The organism is Caulobacter sp. GW456-12-1-14-TSB4, from assembly GCF_059424195.1.
The window spans coordinates 1-16,347 of record NZ_JBWKZF010000038.1 but is presented as its reverse complement, the minus strand read 5'-3'; the positions used below and the strand labels follow the sequence as shown (position 1 = coordinate 16,347).

Below are 16,347 nucleotides of genomic sequence, written 5' to 3'. Positions count from 1 at the left end.
ACCTTTCGCCGTCACGGCTAGGTTCTCAGGTCCAACGTGACCGCGCGTAGGACGCGCGGGTGAGGAAAGCAGAGAATGACCGCTAGGAAGTCGGGTTTCGTTGTGGGCGCCATCGCTGGCGCGGGCGTGGCTTGCGCCGCTCTGGCTGGCGTGGGCATGCGCATGGGAACGGCCTCGGCCGAAGCGCCCGCCGCGCGTCCGGTCGTGTCGGGTGCGCCGGCCTTCGCGCCGCCGCCGGGCGCGCCGATGTCGTTCGCCGACATCTTCGAGAAGGTGTCGCCCGCCGTCGTCCAGATCAACGTGACCTCCAAGGCCTCGCCGCAGGCGCTGCGCATCCCGGGCCTGGAAGGCTTCGACATCGTGCCGCGCGGCCAGCAGAAGGGTAAGCCGGGCCAAGGCCAGGAAGACGGTGACGGCGACACGCCGGCCACGCCGAAGCAGCAGTCGGCCGGTTCGGGCTTCTTCATCTCGGCCGACGGCTACATCGTCACCAACAACCACGTCGTGGCCGACGCCGACGACATCCAGGTGGTGCTGAAGGACGGCCGCGAGCTGAAGGCCACCCTGGTCGGCCGCGACGAAGGCACCGACCTGGCGGTCATCAAGGTCATCGACCCGAAGGCCAAGGGCGCGGACTTCCCGTATGTGAACTTCGAGAACCAGGCCAAGCCGCGCGTCGGCGACTGGGTCATCACCATCGGCAACCCGTTCGGCCTGGGCGGCACCGCCACGGCGGGCATCATCTCGGCCTATAACCGCGACCTGGGCGACAACACCTCGTCGTTCGTCAACTACATCCAGATCGACGCGCCCATCAACCGGGGCAACTCGGGCGGTCCGTCGTTCGACATCTATGGCCGCGTGATCGGCGTCAACAGCGCCATCTACTCGCCGTCGGGCGGCTCGGTCGGCATCGGCTTCGCGATTCCCGCGGACATCGCCGAAGCCACCGCCAAGCAGCTGATCTCGGGCGGCAAGGTCGTTCGCGGCTATATCGGCGTCACCATCCAGGACTTCAGCGCCGAGTCGGCCGAGGCCCTGGGTCTGAAGGACGTGAAGGGCGCGATCGTCGCCGAGCTGGTCCCGGGCGGTCCCGCCGCCAAGGCCGGCCTGCTGCCGGACGACATCCTGACCGGCGTCAACGGCGTGACCATCGCCAACCGCTCGGAACTGACCCGCGAAGTGGCCAAGGCCCGTCCGGGCGAGAGCATCAAGATGTCGATCATCCGCGACGGCAAGCCGCGCGTGGTGGACGTCAAGTCGGGCACCCGTCCGGCCGAGAACGCTCTGGGCATCAACGACGACGATGACGACAAGGACGGCGGCGCCGCCCCGACCCCGGACAAGCCCGTCACCCAGAAGATCGACGCCCTGGGCCTGACCCTGGGTCCGATCGACCCGGCCTCGCGTCAGACCTACAAGATCGACAGCGAGATCAAGGGCCTGCTGGTCACCGGCGTGAAGGGCGACAGCGACGCCGGCGAGAAGGGTCTGGCCAAGGGCGACGTGCTCTCGACCATCAACGGCCTGCAGGTGAACAGCACGACCGACGTGACCAACGCCGTGGCCTCGGCCAAGAAGGCCGGTCGCAACAGCGTGCTGGTCAAGATCATCCGCCAGAACCGCCCGGTCTTCGTTCCGCTGAAGATCGCGCCGTAGAAGCCTGGAAGGCTTCTACGAATGTGATGGCGAGCCTGCTTATCCTGATCGGCTTAAGTAAGCCGATCAGGACAGGCTCTAAGCTGACGACTGATCGCTGAACGACAGAGCCCCGCTCCGGACACCGGAGCGGGGCTTTTTCTGTCCAAGGTTTAAGTTACGCGGGTCGCCGAAACGGCTATCAACCTCACAACTGTCGCGCGATGCGCGGAATCGGGGGAACGTCACCCGTTCCACCGCTGTGCTCGCGCATGAGGGGCTCTGACGATGCGTATTCTGATTATCGAGGACGACCTGGAAGCCGCCGCCGCCATGGCGCACGGCTTGAAGGAGGCCGGCTACGGCGTCGAGCACATGCCTGACGGCGAGGCCGGTCTGGCCGAGGCCCAGAAGGGCGGCTTTGACGTGCTGGTGGTCGATCGCATGATGCCCAAGATGGACGGCGTCACCGTGGTCGAGACCCTGCGCCGCGAAGGCGACCAGACGCCGGTGCTGTTCCTGTCGGCCCTGGGCGAGGTCAATGACCGCGTGGTGGGCCTGAAGGCGGGCGCCGACGACTACCTGGTCAAGCCGTACGCCTTCCCCGAGTTGATCGCCCGCGTCGAGGCCCTGTCGCGCCGCCGCGAGACCGGCGCCGTCGCCACGACCCTGAAGGTCGGCGAGCTGGAGATGAACCTGATCAACCGGACGGTCCATCGCCAGGGCAAGGAGATCGATCTCCAGCCCCGCGAATTCCAGCTCTTGGAATTCATGATGCGCCACGCCGGCCAGTCGGTGACCCGCACCATGCTGCTGGAGAAGGTCTGGGAATACCACTTCGACCCGCAGACCAACGTCATCGACGTCCACATCTCGCGCTTGCGCTCGAAGATCGATAAGGGCTTCGACCGGGCCATGCTGCAGACCGTGCGCGGCGCGGGCTACCGGCTCGATCCGTAGGCGTCGCGGCGAGGGCGTGGTAGGATCAGACCATGAACAAGCCTGCCAAGCCCGAGGCTGAAGATCTGGAACCGGTCGGTGACGGCTTGGGTCCTATCCCGACCGAAGCCGAGATGGATGCCTGGTACGAGGGCAACCGCGAGGTCATCGGCGAGCTGATCGAGGAAGCGTTCGCTGAGACCGAACCTCCGACGCCTTGGAGTCCTGAAGAGATCATGGCCGAGGTGCGTGAACGGCTCCGCAAGGAAGGCCGTTAGCGCTCGGAATGGCGGGGGGCGAGGTCAAGTACAGCGCCAAAGCGCGAAACGACTTCGTTCGGCTGGCGCTCTGGATCGCCGCGGACAGCGGCGAGGAGCGCGCCCAAGACGTGGTCGACCGGATCACCACGACGCTTGAGCGGCTGGCGCGCCGCCCTCGGCTCGGCTGGCGGGACGCGACGATGCGGAGAGAACCGCACGTGTTCAGCGTCCGGCCTTGGAAGATCATCTACCGGCCGCTGCCCGACGGGAGTGGCATCCACGTTGTCCGTATCCTCGACAGCCGCCAGGACCTCTCGGCGCTGCTCGGCAAGAAGACCTAGAGCCCATGCGTCTGCCGCGCCTTCTCCGCACCACGCCGTTCCGGCTGACCCTGCTGTTCCTGGCCCTGTTCGCGGCGGCCGCTAGCGCCTTCCTGGGCTATATCTACGTGGCGACGGCGGGCGAGGTGAACCGCCGCGCCCAGGCCGAGATCAGCCGCGAGTTCGAGAGCCTGGAGGCGGCCTATCGCCAGGGCGGCGTCGACGCCCTGAACCAGACCATCGTCGAGCGGGCGACGGGCGAGAAGCCGTTCCTCTATTTCCTGGCCGACAAGGCCGGCAAGCGCATCTCGGGCTCGATAGAGGAGTCGCCGGTCAGCGACTTCACCGGCGACGGCCCGACTTGGGCCAGTTTCAAGGTCACCGAGACCGACCTGGACGGAGCCGAGGTCAAGGCCGCCGCGCGTGGCGTGCAGCAGCGGCTGGACCACGGCGAGATCCTGTTCGTCGGGGCCGATGTCGACGCCTCGGAAGCCTATGTCCGCAAGATCGTCCGGGCCCTGTGGGGCGCGGGGGCGCTGGTCATCCTGCTGGGCATGGCCGGCGGCGTCCTGATCAGCCGCAATGTCAGCCGCTCGATGCAGGGGCTGGTGGACGTGGTCAACGACGTGCGCGCCGGCGACCTGCACGCCCGCGCCCGGGTGCGTGGCACGCGCGACGAGTATGACGAGCTGGCCGAGGGCCTGAACGACATGCTCGACCGCATCGAGCGCCTGATGGGCGGCCTGCGCCACGCCGGCGACGCCATCGCCCACGACCTGCGCTCGCCGCTCACCCGCCTGCGGGCGCGCATGGAGGTCGCCCTGATCGACGCCGAGAACGGCAAGGGTGATCCGGTGGCGGCGCTGGAGACGGCGCTGCAGGACGCCGACGGCGTGCTGAAGACCTTCAACGCCGTGCTGGCCATCGCTCGCCTGCAGGCCGCCGGCTCGGCTCCGGACCAGCGCAATTTCGACGCCTCGGAACTGGCCTCCGACATGGCCGAGCTCTACGAGTTCTCGTGCGAGGACAAGGGCCTGGACTTCAAGGCCGAGATCACGCCGGCCCTGACCATCAAGGGCAACCGCGAGTTCCTGGCCCAGGCGCTGGCCAACATCCTCGACAACGCCATCAAGTACACGCCGGAAGGCGGGGCGATCATGCTGCGCGCGCGGCGCACCTCGTCGGGCGAACTGGAGTTCTCGGTCACCGACACCGGCCCCGGCGTGCCCGAGGCCGACCGTCCCCGCGTGGTCCAGCGCTTCGTGCGCCTGGAGAACAGCCGCAGCGAGCCGGGCGCGGGCCTTGGCCTGTCGCTGGTCAGCGCCGTGGCGGTGTCGCACGGCGGCCGGCTGGAGCTGGCCGAGGGGCCGGGCGAATACAACGGCATGGGTCCGGGGCTTCGCGTAGCCCTGGTGCTGCCGCGGGTGGAATAGCTTCAGCCAGGGGAGGCTTCGATGGATCGCCGCCAGTTTCTCGCCGGATCGCTGGCGCTCGCGCCCGGCGTGGCCTTCGCCCAGTATCAGACCCAGACCCAACCCGCTCCGCCGCCGTTCCCGCCCGTCGACGCCAAGAGCGTCTGGCTGGTCGGCGACAGCGCGCCGCCGGATGCGGTCCGCACCGCCACGCGCCTGGCCGAGCTGGTCCAGAAGGGCAAGCCGCGTGACGGTTATCTGGCCGGCGGCGCCGTCACCGAGCTGGAGCAGCGCTTCGCCGCCCTGCTGGGCAAGGAGGACTGCGCTTTCCTGCCGACGGGCACCCTGGCCAACCATGTCGCCGTGCGCATCCTGGCCGGCGACGCCACGCGGGTCATCGTCCAGCACGAGAGCCACCTCTATCGCGACGAGAGCGATGCGACCCAACTGCTGTCGGGCCTGAACCTCGTGAACCTGGCCCCCGGCCGCGCCGGTCCGTCGCTGGACGAGATCAAGGCCGTCATCGACGAGGCCGAGAACGGGCCGTACCCTTTGCGCATCGGCGCGATCTCGCTGGAGAGCCCGGTGCGCCGCGCCCATGGCGAACTGTTGCCGCTGTCCGATCTGGCCGCGATCTCGGCCTACGCCAAGTCGAAGGCCATCCGGATGCACCTGGACGGCGCGCGGCTGCTGCTGGCTCCGCCCAGCTATGACGCAGCCGGCGCGGCGGCGCTGTTCGATACGGTCTATGTCTCGCTCTACAAGTATCTGGACGCGCCGTTCGGGGCGGTGCTGGCGGGGAGCAAGGCCGACATCGCCAAGGCCCGGGCCCTGCGCCACCAGTTCGGCGGGACGATCTATCAGGGCTGGGAGAGCGCGGTGCTGGCCCTGGCGGCGCTGGACGACTTCCAGGCCCGTCAGAAGGCCGCCTTCGCCACCGCCGACCAGGTGTTCGCCGCGCTGGACAAGGCGGGCGCCGCCAAGCTGAAGCCCGCGCCGAGCGCCTCGAACATCCGCCAGCTGGTGGTGAAGCCCAAGGTCGCGGAAGGCCTCTTCGACCGGACGCGCGTGGCCGGCGTGCGCCTGCCCAAGCCCGACAAGGACGGGGTGGTCGAGTTCTGGGTCAACGACACGATCAACCGCCGGCCGGCCGACGAATACGTGAAGCTCTTCCTGGGTTAAGCATCGCGGGGCTAGGGCCTCTTGGGCAGCTTCCAGCCGTGTTCGGCGCTGGGGACGTAGAGTGCGTCCGGGGCCAGGGCCAGGGAGTCGAAGCCGCGCGGCGCTAGGCTCCACACGCCGGCGAAGGTCGCGATCGCCAGGACCGGCAGCAGCAGATAGCCGGCGATCTCACGACGGACGCTGGGCTCGGCCTTGCCGACGAAGCCGACGCGCAGCACCAGCGGATGCGTGCCCCAGCCGCAGGCCAGGGGCGAGGCGACGCCGGAATGCGAGACCTTTAGCAGGGCGCGGGCGTAGTCGGCGCGGATGCCGGTGCGCAGGGCCAGCACCGTGGCGTCGCAGGCCAGCTCCTGGTCGATGCGGGCGAAGGCCGCGCCCAGGTGGATCATCGGATTGCACCAGCCCACGACGCGACAACCGGCCACGATCAGGTTGGCGACCGGGTCGCCCCGGCGGATGTGGGTGCGCTCGTGCAGCAGGATCAGGTCGCGCTCGCGGGCGCTGAAGCGGTCGGTGAAATCGGTCGGCAGCACCAGGCGCGGCCATAGGGCGCCCATGACCGCCGGGCCGGCCTGGCCACGCGCCGCCCGGCGACGGAAAGCGTACTCCTGCAGCACCATGGCGCCGGCGAGGCCCGCCGCGCCGACCATCCAGGCCAACAGCAGCTTCAGCGCCAGGCTGTGTCCTAACGGTTGGGCGGCGACGCCGGTCTGGGTGGTTTCGGCCAGGCTGGGGAACAGGCCGGCGACGGCGGCGGTCGGGACCAGCATCCATAGGCCATAGGCCAGGCGCGGTCCGAACAGCATACGGGCGGGCAGGCGCAGCAGCAGCACGGCCAGGACGCCGAGGGCGGCGGCGATCTGCACGCGCATCAGCGCCAGGACCAGCAGATCGATCATCCTCGGTGCCTCCTGGAGCTAGTGCTCGGCCTTCACCCAGACGATCGCGCCGGTGTACGGGTCCATCTGCGCGGCCATGCCAGGGTTCTCGGTGATGACGGGACCGCGCGGCGCCACGCTCCAGACCAGCGCCATGGCCGCCAGGGCCAGGAAGGTCATCGTCAGGAAGCCCGTGACGTCGCGGACCAGGCTGGGCTCGCGGCGGTTCAGCAGCGAGACGCGCAGGATCAGCGGATGGGTGGCCCAGCCGCAGGCCAGGGGCGAGACGTTCACGCTCAGCTGCGCCTTCATCAGGGCCTTGGCGTAGTCGGCGCGGATGTCCGAGCGCAGGGCCACGACCGTGGCGTCGCAGGCCAGCTCCTGGTCGATGCGGACCAGGGCCGAGGCCAGGTAGATCATCGGATTGCACCAGCCCACCACGCCGATCGCGGCGACGACCAGGTTGGCGATCGGGTCGCCGCGATTGATGTGGGTGCGCTCGTGCAGCGTGATCATCTCGCGCTCGCGGGCGTCAAAGCGCTGGGCGAAGTCGGAGGGCAGCACGATGCGCGGCCACAGGGCGCCGACCACGGCCGGTCCGGCCTGGCCCTTGTCGACCCGGCGGTGGAACAGGTGCTCGCGCAGGACCAGGATCGCGGTGGCGATGGCGCAGCCGGCCAACCACAGCAAAACGAGCTTGCCGGCCCACGCGCCCCACGGGCGGGCCGGGTCGCCGATCTCCATGGTCTCGGCCAGGCTGGGGAAGAAGGCGGCCGCGGCGGCGGCCGGCGCGATGGCCCACAGGCCATAGGCGCGGCGCGGCCCGAACAGCCGGCGCGCCGACGGACGCAGCATCACGACCAGCAGCACCGCGGCGGCGGCGGCGATCTGGGCCCGAACCAGGGCGAGGGCGAAAAGCTCGATCATCGTCGAAGCGGTTCCTGCCGTTTCCTCGGATTGAATGGTTACAACTGTAATTTCGAACGTCAAGCGCGAGTCTTGTTCGAAACTGCACGTCGGGCCACGTTGCGGCCATGACTCGTCTCGCTCAACGCCTCGTCCCCTGCGGTCCCGTCATCGACGCCAAGGCCGCCGAGCGGGCGCACGAGATGATCGCCAAGCGGGTCGGCGAGGCCATGGCTGGGATCGACGCGGCCTGGCCGGCCCTGGCCCCGGTGTTCGGCGCCTCGCCCTACCTGGCCAGCCTGGCGCGACGCGACGGCAAGCGCCTGCCGATGATCCTGGACGGCGATCCGGACGAGACTCTCGCTGCGATCCTGGCCGCTGCAGAGGCCGTTTCCCACGAGCCGGACTTCGAGACCGCCCGCAAGGCCTTGCGCGAGCTGAAGGCCGACCTGCACCTGCTGACCGCGCTCTGTGACCTCGGCGGGGTCTGGGACCTGGACCAGGTGACCGGCGCCCTGACCCGCTTCGCCGACGCCACCCTGCGCGCCGCCCTGGCCCAGGCCGTCCGGCAGGAGGTCGATCGCGGCGCCCTGACCCACATCGGTGAAGGTGAGGACGGCCCCGCGCCGGGCCTGTTCTGCATCGCCATGGGCAAGCACGGCGCGTTCGAGCTGAACTATTCCAGCGACATCGACTTCTCGATCTTCTACGCGCCCGAGAAGCTGCAGGTCGCCGACGGCGTCGAGCCGCAGGCCGTGGCCGTGCGGATCGCCAACCACCTGGGCCGCGTGCTGCAGGAGCGCACCGCCGACGGCTATGTCTTCCGCATAGACCTGCGTCTGCGTCCCGACCCGTCCTCGACGCCGCCCGCGATGCCGGTCGACGCGGCCATGGACTACTACGAGAGCGTCGGCCAGAACTGGGAGCGCGCCGCCCACATCAAGGCCCGGATCGCGGCCGGCGACCTCAAGGAGGGCGCGGCGTTCCTGGAGAGCCTCCAGCTCTTCATCTGGCGGCGGAACCTGGACTTCGCGGCCATCGCCGACATCCACTCGATCAAGCGCCAGATCCATATCTACAAGGTCGACGACCGCCTGACCGCCAAGGGCGCGGACCTGAAGCTGGGGCGCGGCGGCATCCGCGAGATCGAGTTCTTCGTCCAGACCCAGCAGTTGATCCTGGGCGGCCGCCAGCCGGACCTGCGCGGGCCGCGCACCCTGGACGCCCTGCTGGCCCTGGCGACCGCCGGCCACGTGACCCTGGAGGACGCCGGCTGGCTGTCCAAGGCCTATCAGGACCTGCGGGCGCTGGAACACCGCGCCCAGATGATCGCCGACGATCAGACCCACAAGCTCCCGGAGTCCGACAACGACCGCAAGAAGGTTGCCGCACTGTGGGGGCAGGACAACCTGCGCAGCTTCGACGCGGCGGTCGGCAAGATCATCAAGGGCGTCAACCAGCGCTATGGCCGGCTGTTCGCCGGCGAGGAGGAGCTGTCCTCGCGGTTCGGCTCCCTCGTCTTCACCGGCGTCGAGGACGATCCGGAGACCCTGGCCACCCTCAAGCGCATGGGCTTCTCCAGCCCCGAGCGCGTGGCCGCCACCATCCGCGGCTGGCACCACGGCCATATCGCCGCCACCCGCACCGAGCGGGGCCGCGAGCTCTTCACCCGCCTCGCTCCGCGCCTGCTGGACGCGGCCAACGCCACGGGCGCGCCGGATCAGGCCTTCAACCGTTTCGCCGACTTCTTCGCATCCTTGAGTTCAGGCGTGCAGATCCAGTCGCTGTTCCTGGCCCAGCCGCGTCTGTTCGAGCTGATCGTCGAGGTCATGGCCTTCGCCCCGCGCCTGGCCACGACCATGGCCAAGCGACCCACGGCCCTGGACGCCCTGCTGGATCCCAGCTTCTTCGGCCCGATCGAGACGCCCGCCATCGCGCCGTGGGACCCCACCGACTTCGAAGGGGCGATGGATGCGGCCCGCCGTCTCTTCCGCGACCAGAGCTTCCGCATCGGCGTGCGGGTGATGAGCGGCAGCGCCGACGCCCGCGACATCGGCCGCGCCTTCGCCGAGCTGGGCGACCTGATCATCGGCGGCCTGGCCCCGGCGGCCCTGGCCGAGGCCGAACGCCTGGGCGGCGCTTTCCCCGGCCAGGTGGCGGTGGTGGCGCTGGGCAAGGCCGGCTCGCGCGAGATGACGGCCAAGTCCGACCTCGACCTGATGACGCTCTATCTGGCCGATGAGCCGGCCGCGATGTCCGCCATCAAGGAGTGGAGCGCCGACGTCTTCTACGCCCGCTTCACCCAGCGCCTGGCCTCGGCCCTGTCCGCGCCGACGGGGGAGGGGACCCTTTACGAGGTCGACCTCAAGCTGCGCCCGTCCGGAACCAAGGGCCCGGTCGCCGTCAGCTTCGCGGCCTTCGAGGACTATTACGAGCGCGAGGCCGAGACCTGGGAGCTGCTGGCCCTGACCCGCGCCCGAGTGGTCTGGGCCAGCTCGCCCGCCTTCAAGGCCCAGGCCGAAGGCGCGATCGAGGCGGCCCTGCGCCGGCCGCGCGAATGGAAGAAGACCGCCGCCGACGTCATCGACATGCGCGAACTGATGGAGCGCGAGCGCCCGGGCAAGGGCGACTGGGACCTGAAGCTCGACCCCGGCGGCCTGGTGGACATCGAGTTCGCCGCCCAGTTCCTGCAACTGGCCCACGCGGCCAAGGGCGGGCCCCTGCGGCAGAACACGGGTGAGGCCCTGGCGGCGTTGCGCGACGCCGGCCTTGCCGACGCCGGCGCTCTTGCCCGGCTGGAGACCGCCTGGCGGCTGGAGCAGGATCTCAGCCAGCTGATCAAGGTCGCGCTGGAGGACGGCGGCGACCCCGAAGCCGAGCCCAAGGCCTTCAAGGCCCTGCTGGCCAAGGCGGGGCATGTGGGCCAGTTCAAGTCGCTGAAACCGAAGCTCGCCAAGGCCAAGGCCGAGGCGCGCGCGGCCTATTCCGCGATCGTGAAGGCGCCCGGATAATTTCGCGACGGAATCCGTGCGGTCGCGCGTTCAGTCTCATGGGACGGGCCTTCCTCCATGGAGACCTTGAGACTGATGATTGTACGCACCCTGATCGCCGCCGGCGCCGTGCTGGCGCTGGGCGGCCCCGCGCTGGCTCAGAACGCGCCGACAAAGGCCGCGCCGGCGGCCACCGACGGCATGACCCTGCAGCAGTTCCAGGCCAAGAACGGCGACAAGCTGTTCGCGCGGCTGGACACCGACAAGGACGGCAAGATTTCGCCCGACGAGTTCGCCGCCTACCGCAAGCAGAACGCCGAGGTCGACGCCAAGGCCTCGGGCAAGGCCGGCAAGCGCGGCAAGCAGCTGTTCGCCCGCTTCGACAAGGACAAGGACGGCATGCTGTCGCGCGCCGAGGCCGACGCCCTGCTGGCCTGGCGCTTCAAGCGCATGGACACCAACAATGACGGCGTCCTGACGCTGGAAGAGTTGAGCGCCAAGCCGGGCAAGGCCAAGGTCGGGGTCTGATGACGACGTGCGCGGCGGAGTGACGGTTGGCGTCCGACGGGAACGATCCCGACGAAGCCTTGCTGGCGGGGGTGGGACGGGGCGACCCGTCCGCCGTCCGCACGCTGCTGGACCGTCGCCTGCCGCGTATCCTGGCCCTGGCCCGGCGGATGCTGAACGACTCCGGCGAGGCCGAGGACGTGGCCCAGGAGACCTTCCTGCGCGCCTGGAAACAGGCGCGGGCTTGGAAGCCGGGCGCGGCCAGATTCGACACCTGGCTGCACCGGGTGGCGCTGAACCTCTGCTACGACCGGCTGCGGCGACGGCGCGAGATCGTGACCGACACGCCGCCCGAGCAGGTCGACACCGGTCCAGCCCCGGACGCGGGCCTGATCGGCGCGGACCTGAGCAAGCGCGTCGAGGCGGCGCTGGCGGCCCTGCCGCCTCGCCAGCGCGAGGCGATCGTGCTTTGCCATCACCAGGGCTTGGGCAATATCGAAGCCGCCGGCCTGATGGAGATCAGCGTCGAGGCGCTGGAAAGTCTGCTGTCGCGGGGGCGGCGCGCGCTGAAGGCGTCGCTGGCGGATCTGGCGGGGGGATGAAGGACGCATGGTCATGATGACGCTCGAGAAGTTCGAGGACCTGGCCGACACCTATGGCGGCGAGATCGCCCGTTGGCCGGAAGGCGAGCGCGAGGCCGCGCGCGCCCTGTTGGCGGCGAACGCGGCGCGGCTGTCGCCGGTGCTCGCCGACGCCGCGCAACTGGACCGCCTGCTGGACCTGGCTCCGGCCCAGCGTCCCGACGCCGCCCTGCTGGGCCGCCTGATCGCCGCCGCGCCGCAACCGGCAGGCGCGGGTCGTCGCTGGATCGCCGGCCTGGGCGCGGCTCTGAGCCTGTCGGCCGCCGCCTTCGCCGGCGTGCTGGTCGGGGTCTCGCTGGGGGGGCGTGAGGTCGTGGTCGCGCCGTCTGTCGCCGCCCCGCAGGTCGCCCAGGTCGAGACCGCCCAGGCGCCCGCCGCCAAGGCCGAGCCCGTCACCGCCGTCGATTTCAACACCGACCTGCAGGACGCCCTCGAGGAGCCCGCCGAGCTATGAGCCTCTCGCGTCCGCTGCTGATCGGCTTGGCGGCCTCGGCGGCCCTCAACGTGTTCCTGATCGGCGGCGTCGCCGGCATGGCCTATATGCGGCTGTCGGAGCCGCCCGTCGTCGCGCCGACTTCGCTCGCGCCCCAGCCGATGGTCGCCGCGCCAGTCCAGGCCCCGCCGCCCGCGCCAGCCGCATCACCGGTTCCGCAGCCCGCCGCGCCGGTTCGTCGCCCGCCGCCGCCCGCGCCGGTCGTCGTCGCCCCGCCGCCGGAAGCCCAGTCCGCCGAGCGCCTGGCGCGGCCGCCGCTATGGACCGCCGCCGACCAGCTTTCGCCTCAGGCCCGCAAGGCTCTGCGCCAGGCCCTGCACGCGGCCAACCAGAAGAACCAGCCCATCACCCGCCAGGCTCGCGCCGAGCGCCAGGCGGCGCTGGACGCGCTGCAGTCGCCCAGTTTCGATTCCGCCGAGGTCGGCAGGCGCTTGGCGAACGCGCGGTCGCTGGACCAGCAGGCGCGCGCGAATGTCGAGGCGGCGCTGTCGGCCTATGCCGCGACCTTGCCGCAACAGGACCGGGCCGTGTTGTCCGAAGGGCTGTCGCGGATCTATACGCCACGGCGCAACCCGGCCCGTCAGGACTAGAACAACTCCGCTTCGGGATCGCGGGCCTGGTCGCGTGTCCAGCGTCCGCTCAGCTTCGCGCCGGAGCAGGGGCCCTTCTGGGTCAGGACCACGGCGTCGGCGGTGAACGCCGCGTCCAGCCGGCAGGCGTCTGGCCCCTGGCCGGTCAGCGGGAAGGTCACGGCCGCTTGGCCGGGCGCGATGCGGATCGGCTGGGCGTCGTCGGTGAAGCCCTGGGTCGCGCTCGTGTCCGCCAGGGCGTAGCCGAAGACCAAGCCCGTGGGCATGGCCTTGATGCTGAGGAAATCCTGGCCGCGCGTATAGACGCCGCTCAGCCGGAAGCCGGGGCTTTTCAGCACCGCGATACGGTCGGTGTGGATCTGGCGCAGGCAGGGCAGGCGGGTCTCGTCGTCGGTACAGAGGATGCCGCCCATGCCCTTGTCGGGCGGCAGCAGGGCGCGGGCGCCGACCCAGCCGCGCTGGCTGGTCTTCACATAGGCGAGGATCTTGCCGTCCCAGGCCTTCTGCGCCTCGGCATAGGCGGCGGCGAGGTCGCTGTCCTGGCGCGACAGCTGGGGATCGGCGCAGATCAGCTTCTCGACCTTGGTGCGGGCCTTGCCGCAGTCGAAGCTGGCGGCGGCGGCCGGGCTGGCCAGGGTCAGAACCATCAGGCCCAGCAGGGCGGCGGCGAGGCGGGCCATGGGTCAGTCCTCGTTGAGGAAGGGCGAGCGGGCGGGATCGCGGCGGAAGACGCGCTCGGAGAACAGCAGCTTGCAGTTCCCCGTCGTCGGACCGGACACCGTGACGGTGTCCTGGGTGAAGACCAGGGTGATCGGACAGTTGGCGTCGCCCTTGTAGTCCAGGCGTCCGGTCGCGTCGGGCATGCCGCGGACCTGCTGCAGCATGTTCCCCGCCGAGCTGGGGCAATAGTAGATGTCGATCGACAGCTCGTCCTGGGGATAGCTGGGCGCGGCGTCGAGGAAGACGCCGTCCTTCGGGCAATTGCCGGCGACGTAGCGGCCCGTCCATTTCAGGCTCCGCCGCTGCAAGTAGCCCAGCCGCAGCTCGTAGTCGCGCTTGAGGCAGGCGACGTCGCCGCCCTTGCAGATCGTGTCGCGATCCTTGAGCCAGTTGCGCTGTTCGGTGCGAAGATAGGTCGCCCAGTTGCCGGCCGGCCAGAGCGTCAGCGCCGCCTTGTAGGCGGAGGCCACAGCCTCGTCCTGCTTGGAGAGGGCGGGGTCACGGCAGATGGCCTTTTCGGTCGCCGTGCCGGCCTTGGCGCAGTCGAAACTGGCGGCCTGGGCGCCGGGTGCGGCCAGCATGACCAGCGCGGCCAAGACGAGAGCGATGCGACCCATACCTCGACCTCCCCAACAACGCTGGGAAGTTAACCGAGAACGGCGTTATCGAACAGCCAGCGGAGACCCCAAAGCTTGTCATTCCGGACACGGCGAAGCGGAGAGCCGGGACCCAGGGGCAACCGCGCTGCGCCGGCCCCTGGGTCCCGGACAAGCCCTACGGGCTTTCCGGGATGACAAGTTTCAGGGCTTGGCCACGCTCTTGGCATACGCCTGAGCGCCCGCGATCAGGCGCAGCACATTGCCGCTCCAGATCGCCTGGATGTCGGCGTCGCTATAGCCCTCGGCCTTCAGGCGGGCGGTGATCTTGGGCAGGTCGGCGACATCTTCCAGGCCTTCGACGCCGCCGCCGCCGTCCCAGTCGGCCCCGACGCAGACGGCTTTCGGCCCCGCCACCTTCAGGGTGTGCAGCATGCTGGCCATGAAGATCTCGAAATTGGCGCGCGGGGGGAACGTGTACTTGGCCTTCAGCGCCGCCATCTTGACCATCCTGGCCTTGACCTGCGCCTCGGTGGCCGCGTCGTCCAGCGGACCCAGGGCCTTCAGCTCGGCCATGAGTTCCGGGCTCGGTTGCTCCGAGGCCTTCAGATAGACCGAGTTGATGCAGACGGCGCCGCCGCTGTCGGCGATCTTCTTGATGCGGGCGTCGTCAAGATTGCGCGGGTGGTCGAAGATCGCCTTGGCCCCCGAGTGCGAGGCGATGATCGGGGCCTTCGACAGGGCCACCGACTGGTCGATGATGTCGTCGCTGGCGTGGCTGACATCCACCAGAATCCCCAAGCGGTTGGCCTCGGCCAGCCAGCGCAGGCCCAGCGGCGAATAGCCGTGCCAGATCGGCTTGTCGGTCGAGCTGTCGGCGAACTGGTTGTTCCTGAAGTGCACCGGCCCGGCCATCCGCACGCCCGTGGCGTAGAAGGTCTGCATCAGGGTCAGGTCCTCGCCGATCGGCCAGGAGTTCTCGATGCTCTGGAAGACGAAGCTCTTGCCGGCCTTGTTGATCCGCGCGGCGTCCTCGGCGGTGTAGGCCAGCTCGAACTGGTCGGAGTGGGCGGCGACCATCTCGCGGATCTCGGTCGCGCGGTTCAGGGCGAAGTCGCGGGCCTTGCGATAGCCCTCGGCGGTCAGCTCGCCCTGGCCGGTGTAGATCACGTAGAAACCGCCATCCAGGCCGCCGGCCTTCATGCGCGGCAGGTCGACCTGGGTGCCGTCCTCGGAGACCGCGTGGCGGTCCAGCATCGACCAGCCCTGGCGCGCGAAGTGTTCGGGCGTGTCGAGGTGAGTGTCCAGGATCAGGAAGCTGTCGTGCAGCGTCTTGATGGCCTTGGGGATCTCATCCGGCTTCACCGGAGCCTTCTTGGCGTCGGCGGCGTGCGCCACGCCGGTCAGCAGGGCGGCCGAGCCGAGGAGAACGGTGAGCAGGCGACGCATGCGGGGACTCCGGATGAAACAGGCGTCGTGACGCTAAGGTCTGGAAGACCGCCGTCAAGCCAAGCTCGACGATCCTGTTGAGAAATTAATGTCCTGATCCGGAGTCTGCCAAATCTACATCAACCCCAGCGCCTTGAAGCTGGCCACGCCCTCGCGGCCGACCACCAGGTGGTCGTGGACGGCGATCTTCAGCGCCTTGCCGGCCTCGACGATCTGCTTGGTCATGTCGATGTCCGGCCGCGACGGAGTCGGGTCGCCGGACGGGTGGTTATGGAGGATGATGATGTTGCTGGACGACAGCTCCAGCGCCCGACGCATGACCTCGCGCGGATAGACGGGCGCATGGTCGACCGTGCCGCGGTTCATCACCTCGTCGGCGATCAGCTGGTTCTTCTTGTCGAGGAACAGCACCCGGAACTGCTCGCGCGACTCGTTGGCCAGGGCGACGCGGACATAGCCCAAGAGGGCGCTCCACGAGCTGATCACCGGCCGCTTGACGATCTTGTCGCGGCCGGCCCGCAGCGTGGCCTCGTGCAGCAGCTTGATGTCCATGGCCGCCGTCTCGCCGACGCCGGGCACGGTGGCCAGCTCCTCGATCGTCGCCCCCAGCACCCCGCCCAGCGAGCCGAAGCGGGCCAGCAGGCTCTTGGCCAGCGGTTTGACGTCGCCGCGCGGATAGGTGCGGAAGAGATAGAGCTCCAGCAGCTCGTAGTCGGGCAGGGCGACGAACCCGCCGGCCTTGGCGCGTGTCCGCAGCCGCTCGCGGTGGCCGGCGTGGTGGGCGTGGGCCGAGGGTTTCTTGGCCTTGGCCGGGACAGGGGCGGGC

General features: G+C 69.7%; 17 protein-coding genes and 1 pseudogene. 12 read left to right on the top strand and 6 right to left on the bottom strand.

The features are described from left to right. Positions 1-75: 75 nt before the first annotated feature. From AC07YH_RS24070 to AC07YH_RS24045, 6 genes are all read left to right on the top strand, one after another. On the top strand, positions 76-1,659 hold the full coding sequence (locus AC07YH_RS24070) for a Do family serine endopeptidase (protein WP_494749431.1): 1,584 nt from the start codon (positions 76-78) through the stop codon (positions 1,657-1,659). A 267-nt stretch (positions 1,660-1,926) separates the two neighbouring features. After that, positions 1,927-2,598, top strand: a complete 672-nt coding sequence (gene uczR, locus AC07YH_RS24065; RefSeq protein WP_494749430.1) for a two-component system response regulator UczR — start codon at positions 1,927-1,929, stop codon at positions 2,596-2,598. A 32-nt stretch (positions 2,599-2,630) separates the two neighbouring features. After that, complete coding sequence (locus AC07YH_RS24060; RefSeq protein ID WP_494749429.1) at positions 2,631-2,855, top strand: hypothetical protein; 225 nt, start codon at positions 2,631-2,633, stop codon at positions 2,853-2,855. An 8-nt stretch (positions 2,856-2,863) separates the two neighbouring features. Next, positions 2,864-3,178 carry a type II toxin-antitoxin system RelE/ParE family toxin gene (locus AC07YH_RS24055; RefSeq protein WP_494749428.1) on the top strand — a complete coding sequence of 105 codons (315 nt, stop codon included), beginning with the start codon at positions 2,864-2,866 and terminating at the stop codon, positions 3,176-3,178. 5 nt (positions 3,179-3,183) lie between these two features. Further along, entirely contained in the window at positions 3,184-4,590 is a 1,407-nt protein-coding gene (uczS, locus tag AC07YH_RS24050; RefSeq protein ID WP_494749427.1) for a two-component system sensor histidine kinase UczS, read from the top strand. A 21-nt stretch (positions 4,591-4,611) separates the two neighbouring features. Beyond that, on the top strand, positions 4,612-5,751 hold the full coding sequence (locus AC07YH_RS24045) for a threonine aldolase family protein (RefSeq protein ID WP_494749426.1): 1,140 nt from the start codon (positions 4,612-4,614) through the stop codon (positions 5,749-5,751). Between the two features lie 11 nt (positions 5,752-5,762). On the opposite strand, the gene AC07YH_RS24040 is transcribed toward AC07YH_RS24045, so the two are convergent. After that, entirely contained in the window at positions 5,763-6,650 is an 888-nt protein-coding gene (locus AC07YH_RS24040) for a M56 family metallopeptidase (protein WP_494749425.1), read from the bottom strand. An 18-nt stretch (positions 6,651-6,668) separates the two neighbouring features. Beyond that, positions 6,669-7,556 carry a M56 family metallopeptidase gene (locus AC07YH_RS24035; protein WP_494749424.1) on the bottom strand — a complete coding sequence of 296 codons (888 nt, stop codon included), beginning with the start codon at positions 7,554-7,556 and terminating at the stop codon, positions 6,669-6,671. A gap of 107 nt (positions 7,557-7,663) precedes the next feature. On the opposite strand from AC07YH_RS24035, the gene AC07YH_RS24030 reads away from it, so the two are divergent. The 5 genes from AC07YH_RS24030 to AC07YH_RS24010 all read left to right on the top strand — a co-directional run bounded on the left by AC07YH_RS24030 (position 7,664) and on the right by AC07YH_RS24010 (position 12,756). Continuing rightward, positions 7,664-10,546 carry a bifunctional [glutamine synthetase] adenylyltransferase/[glutamine synthetase]-adenylyl-L-tyrosine phosphorylase gene (locus tag AC07YH_RS24030; RefSeq protein WP_494749423.1) on the top strand — a complete coding sequence of 961 codons (2,883 nt, stop codon included), beginning with the start codon at positions 7,664-7,666 and terminating at the stop codon, positions 10,544-10,546. Positions 10,547-10,621: 75 nt separating this feature from the next. Beyond that, entirely contained in the window at positions 10,622-11,053 is a 432-nt protein-coding gene (locus AC07YH_RS24025; RefSeq protein ID WP_494749422.1) for an EF-hand domain-containing protein, read from the top strand. A gap of 26 nt (positions 11,054-11,079) precedes the next feature. Continuing rightward, positions 11,080-11,634: an RNA polymerase sigma factor gene (locus tag AC07YH_RS24020; protein ID WP_494749421.1), complete on the top strand. Its 555-nt coding sequence runs from the start codon at positions 11,080-11,082 to the stop codon at positions 11,632-11,634. Between the two features lie 13 nt (positions 11,635-11,647). Beyond that, on the top strand, positions 11,648-12,127 hold the full coding sequence (locus AC07YH_RS24015; RefSeq protein WP_494749420.1) for a hypothetical protein: 480 nt from the start codon (positions 11,648-11,650) through the stop codon (positions 12,125-12,127). Then, positions 12,124-12,756, top strand: a complete 633-nt coding sequence (locus AC07YH_RS24010) for a periplasmic heavy metal sensor (RefSeq protein WP_494749419.1) — start codon at positions 12,124-12,126, stop codon at positions 12,754-12,756. Before AC07YH_RS24015 ends, AC07YH_RS24010 begins: the two co-directional genes overlap by 4 nt. On the opposite strand, the gene AC07YH_RS24005 is transcribed toward AC07YH_RS24010, so the two are convergent. Continuing rightward, entirely contained in the window at positions 12,753-13,436 is a 684-nt protein-coding gene (locus AC07YH_RS24005; RefSeq protein WP_494749418.1) for a lysozyme inhibitor LprI family protein, read from the bottom strand. The two genes, AC07YH_RS24010 and AC07YH_RS24005, sit on opposite strands and share 4 nt — an antisense overlap. Before the next feature lie 3 nt (positions 13,437-13,439). Further along, positions 13,440-14,093 carry a lysozyme inhibitor LprI family protein gene (locus AC07YH_RS24000; protein WP_494749417.1) on the bottom strand — a complete coding sequence of 218 codons (654 nt, stop codon included), beginning with the start codon at positions 14,091-14,093 and terminating at the stop codon, positions 13,440-13,442. Between the two features lie 73 nt (positions 14,094-14,166). Between AC07YH_RS24000 and AC07YH_RS23995 the strand changes: the two are divergent. Beyond that, positions 14,167-14,310: pseudogene (locus AC07YH_RS23995) on the top strand (hypothetical protein); the annotation flags it as partial. Here the strand turns inward: AC07YH_RS23995 and AC07YH_RS23990 are convergent. Beyond that, a complete protein-coding gene (locus AC07YH_RS23990; RefSeq protein ID WP_494749416.1) occupies positions 14,277-15,521 on the bottom strand; it encodes a dipeptidase in 1,245 nt (414 codons plus the stop codon). The pseudogene AC07YH_RS23995 and the gene AC07YH_RS23990 sit on opposite strands and share 34 nt — an antisense overlap. A gap of 114 nt (positions 15,522-15,635) precedes the next feature. Continuing rightward, positions 15,636-16,347: RadC family protein (radC, locus tag AC07YH_RS23985; RefSeq protein ID WP_494749415.1), on the bottom strand; the 712-nt coding region annotated here is incomplete at its 5' end.

What these genes read in the sequence shown, in the direction of transcription:
- AC07YH_RS24055 (WP_494749428.1), top strand. Translation starts at nt 2,864, where the DNA reads ATGGCGGGGGGCGAGGTCAAGTACAGCGCCAAAGCGCGAAACGACTTC.
- AC07YH_RS24000 (WP_494749417.1), bottom strand. Translation starts at nt 14,093, where the DNA reads ATGGGTCGCATCGCTCTCGTCTTGGCCGCGCTGGTCATGCTGGCCGCA.
- uczS (WP_494749427.1), top strand. Translation starts at nt 3,184, where the DNA reads ATGCGTCTGCCGCGCCTTCTCCGCACCACGCCGTTCCGGCTGACCCTG.
- AC07YH_RS24010 (WP_494749419.1), top strand. Translation starts at nt 12,124, where the DNA reads ATGAGCCTCTCGCGTCCGCTGCTGATCGGCTTGGCGGCCTCGGCGGCC.
- uczR (WP_494749430.1), top strand. Translation starts at nt 1,927, where the DNA reads ATGCGTATTCTGATTATCGAGGACGACCTGGAAGCCGCCGCCGCCATG.
- AC07YH_RS24040 (WP_494749425.1), bottom strand. Translation starts at nt 6,650, where the DNA reads ATGATCGATCTGCTGGTCCTGGCGCTGATGCGCGTGCAGATCGCCGCC.
- AC07YH_RS24005 (WP_494749418.1), bottom strand. Translation starts at nt 13,436, where the DNA reads ATGGCCCGCCTCGCCGCCGCCCTGCTGGGCCTGATGGTTCTGACCCTG.
- AC07YH_RS24025 (WP_494749422.1), top strand. Translation starts at nt 10,622, where the DNA reads ATGATTGTACGCACCCTGATCGCCGCCGGCGCCGTGCTGGCGCTGGGC.
- AC07YH_RS24015 (WP_494749420.1), top strand. Translation starts at nt 11,648, where the DNA reads ATGATGACGCTCGAGAAGTTCGAGGACCTGGCCGACACCTATGGCGGC.
- AC07YH_RS24045 (WP_494749426.1), top strand. Translation starts at nt 4,612, where the DNA reads ATGGATCGCCGCCAGTTTCTCGCCGGATCGCTGGCGCTCGCGCCCGGC.
- AC07YH_RS24035 (WP_494749424.1), bottom strand. Translation starts at nt 7,556, where the DNA reads ATGATCGAGCTTTTCGCCCTCGCCCTGGTTCGGGCCCAGATCGCCGCC.
- AC07YH_RS24030 (WP_494749423.1), top strand. Translation starts at nt 7,664, where the DNA reads ATGACTCGTCTCGCTCAACGCCTCGTCCCCTGCGGTCCCGTCATCGAC.
- AC07YH_RS24060 (WP_494749429.1), top strand. Translation starts at nt 2,631, where the DNA reads ATGAACAAGCCTGCCAAGCCCGAGGCTGAAGATCTGGAACCGGTCGGT.
- AC07YH_RS23990 (WP_494749416.1), bottom strand. Translation starts at nt 15,521, where the DNA reads ATGCGTCGCCTGCTCACCGTTCTCCTCGGCTCGGCCGCCCTGCTGACC.
- AC07YH_RS24070 (WP_494749431.1), top strand. Translation starts at nt 76, where the DNA reads ATGACCGCTAGGAAGTCGGGTTTCGTTGTGGGCGCCATCGCTGGCGCG.